Genomic DNA, 12,253 nt, shown 5'->3' with positions numbered 1-12,253 from the left:
ATGGCGCAGTTGAAGCCAAAGTCAAAGCCGAGGTTGCAGAGCTTTGCGCTAAATTCCCGATCTATCCAAACCTGTAAGACGAAGGATCCCAAAACCATGAGCTTTCACAACATCGACCAAGCCCCCGCACGCCTGAACCGCAGCGAGCTGGCCGTTCCGGGCAGCCAGCCCGGAATGTTCGAAAAGGCAGCGAAATCGGATGTGGACGTTATCTTCCTTGATCTGGAAGACGCTGTTGCACCGGACGAAAAGGAACAGGCGCGCAAGAACATCATCGAAGCGCTGAACGAGATCGACTGGGGCAACAAGACCATGTCGGTGCGGATCAACGGGCTGGACACGCACTATATGTACCGTGATGTGGTGGATGTGGTCGAACAGGCCGGCGAACGGCTAGACCTGATTATGGTCCCCAAGGTTGGCACCGCAGCTGACGTATATGCAGTCGACATGCTGGTGACGCAGATCGAGGACGCCAAAGGTTACAAGAAACGGATCGGATTCGAACACATCATCGAAACCGCGCTTGGCATGCAGAATGTCAGCGAGATTGCGGCCGCATCCAAACGCAACGAAAGCCTGCATTTCGGGGTCGCCGATTATGCGGCTTCAACCCGTGCCCGGACCACCATCATCGGCGGTGTAAACCCCGACTATTCCGTTCTGACCGATGCGGATGCAGATGGCGGACGCATGACGCATTGGGGCGACATGTGGCACTATGCGCTAGCCCGCATGGTTGTCGCCGCCCGAGCCAACGGCCTGCGCCCGATCGACGGGCCCTTCGGTGACTTTCAGGATCCAGACGGGTATCGCGCGGCAGCGAAACGCGCGGCCGTTCTGGGATGTGAAGGAAAATGGGCTATCCACCCCAGCCAGATTGCCCTGGCCAATGAGGTCATGTCGCCATCAGATGCCGAAGTCACCAAAGCACAGCGCATACTCGTTGCCATGTCCGAGGCTGAATCGGCTGGCAAAGGCGCTGTGTCTCTGGATGGTCGCCTGATCGACTATGCCTCGATCCGTCAGGCCGAAGTACTGGTCGAAAAGGCTAGTCAAATCGCAGCTGCGTGAACCTGTAGTGCCGGGCCATTCAACAACAACGCTTCGCACCACTGCTTCGGCTATCTTTGCCGAGGCAGTGTCGGCAGCGGACCCAGCTACTGCCCTGCGTCGCAAGTTATGCGTCGCTCCACTGCCAACACCTGCAAGTGGCGGGCGCAGCGTCCTGATTGCGGTCGGGAAGGCTGCGCCCAAAATGCTGTCAGAGGCGTTGCAACACGTTGAAGGCCCGCATGTAGCTTTGGCTGTAACACATGCTGAAAATCAGACGGATGTATCCGGCGCGACTGTCTTAACAAGCGGGCATCCCATCCCCGATGAGCGTGGGTTGAAGGCCGGGCGACAGATTGTGTCTTTGCTCAGCGAAGCATGTGAACATGATCAGGTCATTGCGTTAATCTCGGGCGGGGGATCAGCACTTATCCCCGCCCCCGTCAGCGGCCTGACCCTATCGGATAAGATACGGGTTAACGAAGTGCTTCTATCCTCGGGGTTGGGTATCACTCAGATAAATCTGATACGCCAGCAACTCAGCCAACTTAAGGGCGGCGGGTTTCTGAAACATTCGGCACCAGCGCCGGTCACGGCTTACATTCTTTCGGATGTTATCGGAGACGACCTGCGGGCTGTTGCCAGTGGCCCGACCGTTTCACCTATCGGCAGCCATGCAGACGCACGCAGAACTTGCATCGAAAACGGCCTATGGCATGAGTTGCCCAAAGCAGTCCGCACGTATCTGGAACATAGTATTCCTGATCAGAGGCTTAGTGCTCAAGCCACCAACCACCTGATCGGATCTAATCGGATAAGCCTGCAGGCTGCACATGGTTGCGCGTCTCGATCATTCGACGCCGAGATCGTCTCGGATGCGTTGACCTGCAATGTGGACGATGCCGCAGAACAAATTTTGCATGCGACCCGATCCGTGACCGTGGATCGACCGAAAGCCCTGCTGTTTGGCGGTGAGACAACTGTCCGGCTGCGTGGCTCAGGGTGGGGCGGTCGAAATCAGGAAATGGCATTGCGTCTCGCCTATTTGACTCAGGAACAGAAAATACCGGGCAACTGGGTTTTTCTCAGCGGTGGCACGGATGGCCGGGATGGACCAACCACAGCGGCGGGAGCCATAGTAGATGCTGGCACTGTCTGTCGGATACGTAATGCCGGGAAGGATCCAGTGGCTTTACTGTCCAACAATGACAGTAATTCCGCGTTGTCATTAGCAGGTGATCTCCTGCAAACCGGGGCGACCGGAACCAATGTGGCGGACATACAGATTATGCTGCTGGTACCATAAACCTAAGACTATTCGATACACTCGGTCCCGAGTTTAGATCTGACAAAAGCCGCAGATGTCGGGTTCAAGAGATCAGTAAAACGCCTCTTGCCCGGCGCGAACGTTGCGGCACGCAGAAGTTCGATCAAAGATGTCCGGCTCGCCATCGGAAAGCCGACAAACAGTGGAATTCTGATCTCTGGTCTTTTTTCTGACAGCATGATTATTTTACTATCAGGAAAAATTTGGTGCTATGATACTCCGAATGGATTGGGTATTCCGCTGCTCCTGCTTGCAGAACCGGTTTGGACAAGTGTAGCAAGACATTGAAAGAGTGAAATTGAAAAAACGCGACAAAGAAATGGCGGCAAATCTGACTCAGGACCCACATTCCGTTCGTTCGGGTAACAGAGAAAAAGTTCTTGAAGTTGCCATCGGCCGCGAGGTTCGCGCCTTTCGCAAGCAGCAGGAAATAACCGTCGCGGAGCTGGCCCAGCTTACCGGATTGTCGATCGGCATGCTGTCCAAGATCGAAAATGGAAATACGTCACCGTCCCTGACAACCTTGCAGTCATTGGCGGATGCACTGTCTGTTCCTTTGACAAGTTTTTTCAGACAGTTCGAAGAACGCCGGGAGGCGGTTCATACAAAAGCAGGTGAAGGTGTCGAGCTGGAGCGTGAAGGAACACGCGCTAACCATCAATATAATCTTTTGGGGCACATAGGCGCCAACGGATCAGGCGTAATCGTGGAACCCTATCTGATCACCCTGACTGCTAAATCCGATGTGTTTCCAACATTCCAACATGGTGGCATCGAGACGATTTACATGCTGGAAGGTGAAGTGGATTACCGCCATGGGGACCAGATTTACCCACTGAAACCGGGTGACACCCTGTTCTTTGATGCGGATTCACCCCATGGCCCGGAACGGTTGGTTAATCTGCCGGCCCGCTACATATCAGTGATCAGCTATCCGCAGACAAACTGATCGGCTTGCGCAATAGGAAATCCGTGGGTCTTTCATAGCCTTCATGGCTGCCCGTATTCACGATCGCAAACCCAAGCCTTGAAAAAACGCGATGGTTTTCAGTAAGTTCCACGCGCGTTTCCAGTTCCAGCGCAGACAGACCAAGCTCAGTTGCACGGCTTGCAGCATGATCCACTAACACGCGGCAGATACCTTGCCCCCGCAATCCTTCCTGAACTGCAAGCTTCCCCAAGTACAGGCAGTTGGGTTTGGGCGTCAGAAACATACACGCGAAAAGCGGTCGGCCGATGGCCCAGATTTCACCACCATCCTTACAATGCTCCCGCATCCCTTCCACCGTTAGCCTATGGATAGAAGACGGAGGGTCGATCCGGGCATCCATGAATTGAAATGACGCACGAAGCAGCGCAAGCACGTCATACAATGCGAAGTCATCGCTCGGAATAAGCCAAGGCGTTATGTCCGGATCAGTCATTTGAGCAAGGGCACTTCACATTGCTCACTTCGACAAAGGCGGTTCCGATTCAAGATCCGGCCAAATCCCCGGCGATGTGGGCAACCCGTCGTCAAACTGGCTGAGATAGTCCAGCATCATCGGACGGTTGTCGATGAACCCCTTATAAGTGGCCAGCTCTTCAGGCAGGTCCCGAATAACCCGGTGCAGACGGCGGCCCCATTTCGGAACAGTCATCAGATCCTGAAAACTGCACAGATAGCAACGGATCGGGAACACCAGCGCATTGGAGCGCGGCAAGCGGAAGAACGTCTGCAACTCGACCCGCAGATGCTGCTTGTGGGCGATGTTTTCGGGCGTCAGCGTGGACTTTTGGATCCCCCATTTGTGATAGTTTTCCGGGCTTGTATCCAGCAAAGGGTTCACCGTCATGGTCCAGTTGAGACGCCGCGCAGGGGCGCCCTGCTGGATATTCAGCAAGAACTTCAGCGCGCGCTGGAAAATACCCATTTCATGGGCCTTCGGAACCGGCGCGTGCCATTCGAAAAAGTTCATGCCGATGTCGAAATCCAGGCTCCAATCGGCTTGTGTTGTCACCATGCCGGCGTCCATCCACAGCATCTCATCACGCTGATCCAGCACGGCGAAATCGCCCTGAGCTTGTCGCGTGATGTATTCCATCGGCCCATAAGGCAGCGTGGTTTCATCCATGAAGGTAAAGCTGTGATCGATGCCCATGGGCTTGTTGATCCAGCGCCACTGATTGCCGTTGCGATGCAACTCGAACAGATCAGGATAGTCTTCGGACTTGCTAACCATGATCAGTTCCAGCAAGTCCCAGCCGGCCAATGTCATATGCGGCAACGACTGACAGCGCAGCGGGTCCTGATCCAGAACCATTGCGCGGTCTTTCATCTCTGAAACGTAGTGCTCGTCCACGTCGAACCGCATCTCATAGACCGAGCCCTCTGGCCCGCCGCGATGTTGTTCCATGTTGACCGAATACATGTAGCTGTCTTCGTGAAATGGGAACGGAAAGCGTTTGATCGCCCAGTCCGAGTTGTGGAACGTATAGTCGTCGCGGAAGGATTCGTCGTTGAATTGAATGGTCATGTTGGGCCTCCTCTCAGCGGTCCAGCACGAGGGACTTGCCCTCGAAACGCGATACGCAGGGCATGATTTTCTTGCCCGATGCCTTTTCTTCGTCGGTCAGCCAGTGATCGCGGTGCACAAAGTTCCCAGCGTGATCCAGCACAACGGTTTCACACTGACCGCAGGCTCCGCCACGACACAGATAGGGCGCATCCACACCTTCGCGTTCGATGGCTTCCAGAAGGCTCTCGTTCTCGCCCACATGAACGACTTTGTCTGACGCTGCCAAACGCACTTCGAACGGTTTACCGGGCTGAGGCGCCAGGAACTCTTCGTAATGCACACAATCTTCGGGCCAGCCTTCAGCAGCGGCCGTGTTGCGCACCCAGTCGATCATGCCCTTGGGGCCGCAGACATAGACATGCGTGCCCAGAGGTTGCCCGCTCATCAGGTTCTCCAGATCAATCTGCTGGTTCTGGTCGTCGTAATACAGATGTGTTTCATTTGGATGCCGGTCGGTCAGTTGATCCGCATAAGACGCCAGCGCGTGATTGCGGCAGGCATAGTGCAGCTCCCAATGTCCGTGCAGCAGTTCAAGTTGTTTGATCTGCGCCAGAAACGGGGTGATCCCGATTCCACCGGCCAGAAACAGGTGCTTGCGGGCACGCAAATCGAGCGAGAACAGGTTGACCGGATAGCTGATGGTCATCTCGTCGCCCAGCTTGACCTGGCGGTGCATGAACAGCGACCCCCCCCTGCCCTCATCATCACGCCGAACCGAAATGGTGTAGGATGATTGATCAAACGGGTCCGACATCAGCGAATATGGGTTGAGCCGCGTGATGCCACCATCCTGCATTTCAACAACCGTATGAGCTCCGCCCGAAAAGGTCGGCAACTGGCCCCCGTCGATACGTTCGAACCGGAACCGCGTCACCAACTCGTTCAAGGGGGTGATTTCGGTCACTTTGGCCTGGATTTTCTCGGCGCCACTCATTCGTAAATCCCCTTCGGCTCGGGCACGTTACCATGATCTTCGGCATCCACGCGGACACCCTGATAGGCGGCAAGACGGCGGGAATAATGATCGCGCACGAACAGATTCAGCCCGCAATGCGCGCAGACAAAGGGATCAACCTCGACATCTTCGGTGATGCCCTTGCAGTGTACGCATTGCATACGGCGCGCGACCGATCCGCGATGTTCGGTCTGAATTGCCGTGTGCGGCAGCCCAACTGCCATCACTTCATTCACGGCTTGACCCATCATGCCCTCAGAGCCGGTCAGATAAACCTGCAACCCCATATGCGCGTCTTCCAAAACGCGGCGAATGCGCTGCAGCGAGGCTTCATAGGATGGACCTTCGTAGAATTGCGCAGGCTTCAATGCCTGTAGTCGCTCAACGTAATCCGTTCCCTTGGGAATGTAGATCAGATGGGTTTTGGTCATTAGGTCGGGTGTCGCGATGTCAAGAACGGCTTCGGCCCCCTCGGCCTCAGCGATCATGAGATGATGTTCGCCCGGGCGAACCTCTAGCGTGCCCCAGACCGGGCGGCTTGCGATTGACTTGGGAAATTCGAACTTTGACATTGTGCCCTCAAATAGGAAAAGGGCGCCACGGTGTATCCGTCGCGCCCCCTGAAACTCAGCCCTTTGCGGTTCGGATAGATTTGTCCTGATCGTAGAACGGCATTTCTTCCGCAGTCGCCGCTATTTCTGTCCCATCACCGTTGCGCACTGTCAGCTTGGTGCCGGGTGAGGCACAGGCGACCGGCATTCGTGCAATACCTACGTTGTGCCCGTTGATTTCGGAATACATGCCAAAGGTGACAACTCCGACCTTTTCGCCGTTTTGCAGCAGGTCCGCACCCTCATCCGCAGGGGTCGTGCCGTCAAGCTTGACGCCGTAGATCTTGAACCGTTCTTTGCCTTGCGATGCATAGTGGTTCTCGGCCCCAATAAAACCGGTTTTACCGGGTGAGACTGTAAATTCCAGGCCCAGTTCCCAAAGCGTATCACCACAGGTTTCGCCGTCGAACGGGTAGGTTTCCGAATTGTCGCCCGGATAAAACAGCAAGTAGCTTTCGGTGCGCAGCAGATCGAGCGTCGAAAACTGGACCGGGACGATGCCCATATCCTTGCCCTCGGCCAGAATGTTGTCCCACAGGTGTACTGCGTGCTTGGCCTGGCAGAAAATCTCATACCCGCGCTCACCAGTATAGCCGGTCCGCGAAATCATCACCGGGCAGCCATAGAGTTTGGTCTGCATGATGCCGAAATAGGCCAGATCCCGAATTCCGGGAATGTGCTTGGCCAGGAAATCAACGGCCACTGGTCCCTGAAGCGACATGTCGTGCATGTCGTCGTCAAAAATGACCGCGCAGTTTTTGCCCGCCGCCACCGACGTCAGCTGCTCCATGCCCGTGCCGGTGCCGTGCACCACAAGCCATGTGTTGACCGACAAGCGATAGATGATGCAATCGTCAACGAATTTACCTTCGGCATTCAGAATCGAGGCATAGGTCGACCGACCCGGCATGATCTTTTCCACGTTCCGCGTGGTGACCCGATCAATGACATAAGCGGCATCTTCGCCGACCACGTGAACCTTTTTCAGGCCGGAAACATCCATTAGGCCCGCCTTGGTGCGGATTGCCTCATAATCAGCTTTGGCGCGTTCTGGGCTGTGGTCATAGAACCATGCGGTTCCCATGCCGTTCCAGTCCTCAAGTTCGCCGCCGATCTCGGCATGGCGCTGCGCAAGGGCGGACGTCCTCCAAAGAATGGCCATGGTTCAGCTCTCCCGTTGATTGCTTTTTGTTGCCCATATTGAGGCCGATGTCAGATTGAAAATCAACACCTCTGTGCAGATTATTTTCCTGTTGGGAATATTTGCCTTCAAATTCTGAACCCTTAGGCGGGGGCATAGAGTTGAAGAAAACCCCTTATTTTCATGACTAAGAGGCAGTATTCTACCCTTCAAATTGAGTATGCGACACCACCGTTAAAGATGTTTGCCCCACATATCTATTGACAGGTGTCCCACGAGATTGTCCCCTGAGTAGATAAAATTTCCCAGCAGGAAAACTCCGCAGAGAGACCTCCTGCTGCAACAACAGGGAGACTACGAAGTGGATGGCAATCTAAATGCTCTCACGACGATCTTTACCGAGTTCTACTACTGGGTAACGGTCGTTTTCATGTTCCTCATCCATGTGGGTTTTTGCATGTACGAAGTCGGCGCCAGCCGTGCCCGTAACCATATGCACACATTGATGAAAAACATCATGATCATCCCACTGGTGACGGTCACGTTCTTCTTCTTTGGATGGTGGATCTATTGGGCTTTTCCGAACTTTCCGTTCTGGGGCGGTCTGGACGCAGAAGCCGGCGCAGCGAATCTGCCTTGGGCCGACACGATGGCAACCAATGTTAGTGACAGAATCACCGGCGTTTTCTGGGCAGCATTCCTGCTGTTCTCTTGGACGGCAGCCTCGATCGTTTCGGGTTCCGTGATCGAACGGATCAGGTCTTCGGCGCTCTGGGTACATGCGGTCATGATCGGATCGGTCTGGTGGATCATCGACGCTGCATGGGGCTGGCACTACGGTGGCTGGATGGTTCGAATTCTCGGCTACCATGATGCATACGCTTCCGGTGTAATTCACGCAATTGCAGGTGGTTACGCATTGGGTGTAATCATGGTTCTGGGCCCGCGCCTAGGCAAGTTCGCCAAGGACGGGACACCACGGGACATTCCTCCGCACAATCCGTGGCTACTGACGATCGGCATCTTCCTGATCTACACTGGCTTCTGGGGCTTCTATGCCGCGTGCAACGTGCCTGTGATTTCACCTGAAGGGATCGATGGGCAGATCACTGGCGTAACCTGGACAGCTACCAATATCTATCTGGCTCCGACGACCCTGTCGGCGATCACCTTCAACTTCCTGATGTCGCTGTCCGGCGGTCTGATGGCGGCTTATGTGATCTCGAAAGGTGATGCGTTCTGGACCTTCTCAGGCGGGCTTGCCGGAATTATCACTGCCTCGGCCGGAAACGATTTGTATCATCCGATTCAGGCAATGATCATTGCCGCGATCGGCGTCGTGATCGTGTACAAGCTGCACTACTGGGTAGAACGCCGGTTCAAGCTGGATGATGCGGTGGGCGCCGTTGCTGTGCACGGTTATGCCGGGGTTGTTGGCCTGGTGATTTCAGGCTTTGTCCTCTGGGGTGTGCCATCTTCGCCGTACGAAGGATACGCAACAATCAACCCGATCGGTCAAATCACCGGCGCGGTCATCATGTTCTTTGTTCTTGGCTTCCTACCCGGCTGGGCTCTGGCCAAGATGCAAGCGGCCGCAGGTGTGCTTCGCATCCCGGAAGAGGTTGAACTTCAAGGCCTCGATTACGCCGAGCACCACGCCTACGAAGATGCCAAGGCAGCGATCATTGAAGCTGACAAACAGGAATTGGCTGCCCGTGCTGGCGCGGCAGCGAAGTAAAGGAGAAAGACATGTCTACGAATGGATACACAAGCTGGGCTGTCGATCTTGCCGAGGTCGGTCCGATCTACCCCTTCCAAGGTTACGAAGTTCTGATGGTCATCATTGGTGTGGTCTTCTGGATTGGCTGGCATCGCATCCAGTTCGTCCGGGAAGGTGAACACCTTGAGAAGGCCCGCCACACCGGCGACGAAGAGAAGGTGAAGGCACAGCTGGAACGATACTGATCCAGCTTTGAGAGCTGGCAATGGGCGTGAAATCAGAGATCACGCCCATTGCCTCTTAGGAAAAAAACTTTCCTACTATTATTGATGTCCCCCAGTTTTGTTGATACCGTCGAATCATAGTCAAACACACAAGGAGATCTGCCAGCCATGTGCGGAATTGTTGGATTATTCCTCAAAGACCAGTCTCTTGCGCCCCAACTGGGTAACATGCTGACGGACATGCTGATTACGATGACAGACCGCGGCCCCGATAGTGCCGGTATCGCGATCTATGGCGCAGAGTCGGCAGGCAAAACCAAGATTACAGTCCAGTCGCCCAACCCCGATGCTGACTTTGTCGGCCTGGCTGATGAGCTGGGTGAAAAGCTGGGCGCAATGGTTGGTCAGACAAACAACGACACACATACCGTTCTTGAAATTCCCGCCGGTCAGTTCGAAGCCGCACGCGCTGCGCTGGCCGAAATCCGCCCGTCGGTTCGGATCATGAGCCGCGGCGAAAGCCTCGAAATCTACAAGGAAGTTGGCCTGCCCAAAGATGTTGCAGACCGATTTAACCTCAACGGTATGAGCGGCACCCATGGCATTGGGCACACGCGTATGGCGACCGAATCCGCCGTGACGACAATGGGCGCACATCCGTTCAACACCGGGCCAGATCAGTGTCTGGTCCACAATGGATCGCTGTCCAACCACAACTCGTTGCGCCGCAAACTGCGCCGCGAAGGTGTGGTTATCCAGACCGAGAACGACACCGAAGTGGGTGCTGCATATCTGACCTGGAAAATGATGAACGGTGCGACACTGGGTGAGGCTCTGGAGACCAGCATTGATGATCTGGATGGGTTTTTCACTTTTGTTGTGGGCACCAAGGACGGGTTTGGCGTCGTACGTGACCCGATTGCCTGCAAGCCCGCCGTGATGGCCGAAACAGACCAATATGTGGCCTTTGGCAGCGAATACCGTGCTTTGGTAAACCTGCCGGGCATTGAAGACGCCCGGGTTTGGGAGCCTGAACCCTCCACCGTATATTTCTGGTCGCACAACGACAGCCCTACAACCCACGAAAAGGCCGCCTGATATGCAGACCTATGATCTAGAGGCAGACGGGCTGCGCGGATTGAACTCATCCCTGCAGGCACAAAACGCCGAGACCAATCAAACCCGCTGGGAAATTGTGAACCCTAAAGGTAGCCACGCAATCGCCGTCGGTCTGGATGCGCCGATTGAGGTGACGGTCAAAGGCTCGACCGGGTATTATTGTGCAGGCATGAACCAGCAGGCGACCATAAAGGTAGAAGGCTCTGTTGGTCCGGGCGTGGCCGAAAACATGATGTCCGGTCAGGTCATCGTCGATGGTGACGCCAGCCAATACGCCGGAGCGACCGGCCATGGCGGATTGCTGGTTATCAAAGGCAATGCCAGCTCGCGCTGCGGCATCTCGATGAAAGGGATCGATATCGTCGTGCATGGCAACATCGGCCACATGTCCGCCTTCATGGCACAGGACGGCAATCTGGTTGTCTGCGGGGACGCAGGGGATGCGTTGGGGGATTCACTCTACGAAGCCCGGCTGTTCGTGCGTGGTTCGGTCAAGAGCCTCGGCGCCGATTGCATCGAGAAGGACATGCGTCCCGAGCATCTGGATATCCTGAGGGATCTTCTGGCCCGCGCGGGCAGCGACGCCAAGCCAGAAGAGTTCAAACGCTATGGTTCGGCCCGTCAGCTTTATAATTTCGACGTTGATAACGCCGCCGCTTACTGAGGAAGAAGGGTATGAAAGATATGGACGATCAGATCCCCCGCACCCTGCCGATCCAGTCGGCGACATTTTCCAACCCGATCAATGCCGAGATCCGTCGCGCCGCTGCGACCGGCATCTATGACATTCGAGGCGGGGGGGCCAAACGGAAAGTACCTCATTTCGACGATCTGCTGTTTCTGGGTGCGTCGGTATCGCGTTATCCGTTGGAGGGCTATCGCGAACGTTGCGATACCTCAGTTACGCTAGGCACGCGCTTTGCCAAAAAACCGATCGAGCTGGATATCCCGATCACCATCGCGGGCATGAGTTTTGGTGCCTTGTCCGGCCCGGCGAAAGAAGCTTTAGGCCGCGGCGCATCCGCAGCGGGCACGTCAACCACCACCGGTGACGGTGGCATGACACCAGAGGAACGCGGCCATTCGACCAAGCTGGTGTATCAATACCTGCCTTCGCGTTACGGCATGAACCCGAACGATCTGCGCAAGGCTGATGCAATTGAGATTGTGGTTGGCCAAGGCGCTAAACCCGGCGGCGGCGGTATGCTGCTGGGTCAGAAGATCAGCGACCGCGTGGCCGAGATGAGAACCCTGCCCAAGGGTATCGACCAGCGCTCGGCCTGTCGCCATCCCGACTGGACCGGCCCGGACGATCTTGAGATCAAGATCCTCGAACTGCGCGAGATCACTGACTGGCAAGTGCCGATCTATGTCAAAGTTGGCGCAACACGCCCCTACTACGACACTGCTTTGGCCGTGAAAGCTGGCGCCGACGTTGTCGTCATGGATGGGATGCAGGGCGGAACCGCCGCCACGCAGGACGTATTCATCGAACATGTCGGTCTGCCGACGCTGTCCTGTATCCGCCCCGCCGTGCAAGCGCTG

13 protein-coding genes are annotated in these 12,253 nt (G+C 55.6%); 8 read left to right on the top strand and 5 right to left on the bottom strand.

From position 1 onward, the window contains the following. The first annotated feature begins 96 nt into the window (after positions 1–96). From QMP16_RS23280 to QMP16_RS23270, 3 genes are all read left to right on the top strand, one after another. On the top strand, positions 97–1,074 hold the full coding sequence (locus tag QMP16_RS23280) for an HpcH/HpaI aldolase/citrate lyase family protein (RefSeq protein WP_282154354.1): 978 nt from the start codon (positions 97–99) through the stop codon (positions 1,072–1,074). 7 nt (positions 1,075–1,081) lie between these two features. After that, positions 1,082–2,359, top strand: a complete 1,278-nt coding sequence (locus tag QMP16_RS23275; protein WP_282154353.1) for a glycerate kinase type-2 family protein — start codon at positions 1,082–1,084, stop codon at positions 2,357–2,359. A gap of 340 nt (positions 2,360–2,699) precedes the next feature. Then, positions 2,700–3,329: a helix-turn-helix domain-containing protein gene (locus QMP16_RS23270; RefSeq protein WP_058272918.1), complete on the top strand. Its 630-nt coding sequence runs from the start codon at positions 2,700–2,702 to the stop codon at positions 3,327–3,329. Here the strand turns inward: QMP16_RS23270 and QMP16_RS23265 are convergent. Genes QMP16_RS23265 through QMP16_RS23245 form a run of 5 tightly spaced genes read right to left on the bottom strand, consistent with a single transcriptional unit; the run spans position 3,307 to position 7,666 of the window. Continuing rightward, the gene (locus tag QMP16_RS23265) at positions 3,307–3,804 is read right to left on the bottom strand and encodes a GNAT family N-acetyltransferase (protein ID WP_282154352.1); all 498 of its coding nucleotides are present in this window, start codon (positions 3,802–3,804) and stop codon (positions 3,307–3,309) included. The two genes, QMP16_RS23270 and QMP16_RS23265, sit on opposite strands and share 23 nt — an antisense overlap. A gap of 24 nt (positions 3,805–3,828) precedes the next feature. Then, complete coding sequence (locus QMP16_RS23260) at positions 3,829–4,896, bottom strand: heme-dependent oxidative N-demethylase family protein (RefSeq protein ID WP_282154351.1); 1,068 nt, start codon at positions 4,894–4,896, stop codon at positions 3,829–3,831. 13 nt (positions 4,897–4,909) lie between these two features. Next, on the bottom strand, positions 4,910–5,872 hold the full coding sequence (locus tag QMP16_RS23255; RefSeq protein WP_282154350.1) for a PDR/VanB family oxidoreductase: 963 nt from the start codon (positions 5,870–5,872) through the stop codon (positions 4,910–4,912). Continuing rightward, positions 5,869–6,465 (bottom strand): dimethylamine monooxygenase subunit DmmA family protein, encoded by a 597-nt coding sequence (locus QMP16_RS23250; RefSeq protein ID WP_282154349.1) that lies wholly within the window; start codon positions 6,463–6,465, stop codon positions 5,869–5,871. Before QMP16_RS23250 ends, QMP16_RS23255 begins: the two co-directional genes overlap by 4 nt. Positions 6,466–6,520: 55 nt before the next feature. Next, a complete protein-coding gene (locus QMP16_RS23245; protein ID WP_282154348.1) occupies positions 6,521–7,666 on the bottom strand; it encodes an aminomethyltransferase family protein in 1,146 nt (381 codons plus the stop codon). A gap of 340 nt (positions 7,667–8,006) precedes the next feature. Between QMP16_RS23245 and QMP16_RS23240 the strand changes: the two genes are divergently transcribed. The 5 genes from QMP16_RS23240 to QMP16_RS23220 all read left to right on the top strand — a co-directional run. After that, positions 8,007–9,383: an ammonium transporter gene (locus QMP16_RS23240; RefSeq protein WP_109310838.1), complete on the top strand. Its 1,377-nt coding sequence runs from the start codon at positions 8,007–8,009 to the stop codon at positions 9,381–9,383. An 11-nt stretch (positions 9,384–9,394) separates the two neighbouring features. After that, on the top strand, positions 9,395–9,610 hold the full coding sequence (locus QMP16_RS23235; RefSeq protein ID WP_108861028.1) for a hypothetical protein: 216 nt from the start codon (positions 9,395–9,397) through the stop codon (positions 9,608–9,610). 147 nt (positions 9,611–9,757) lie between these two features. Next, complete coding sequence (locus tag QMP16_RS23230; protein ID WP_282154347.1) at positions 9,758–10,687, top strand: class II glutamine amidotransferase; 930 nt, start codon at positions 9,758–9,760, stop codon at positions 10,685–10,687. A gap of 1 nt (position 10,688) precedes the next feature. Next, positions 10,689–11,372, top strand: a complete 684-nt coding sequence (locus QMP16_RS23225; RefSeq protein ID WP_108861026.1) for a GXGXG domain-containing protein — start codon at positions 10,689–10,691, stop codon at positions 11,370–11,372. Between the two features lie 20 nt (positions 11,373–11,392). Then, a partial coding sequence (locus QMP16_RS23220; protein WP_282154355.1) for an FMN-binding glutamate synthase family protein occupies positions 11,393–12,253 on the top strand: 861 nt, incomplete at its 3' end.

Source organism: Ruegeria atlantica (assembly GCF_947495585.1).
Classification (GTDB): Bacteria; Pseudomonadota; Alphaproteobacteria; order Rhodobacterales; family Rhodobacteraceae; genus Ruegeria; species Ruegeria atlantica_G.
The sequence above is the reverse complement of the archived record's forward strand: the minus strand, read 5'-3'. Positions and strand labels throughout refer to the sequence as shown.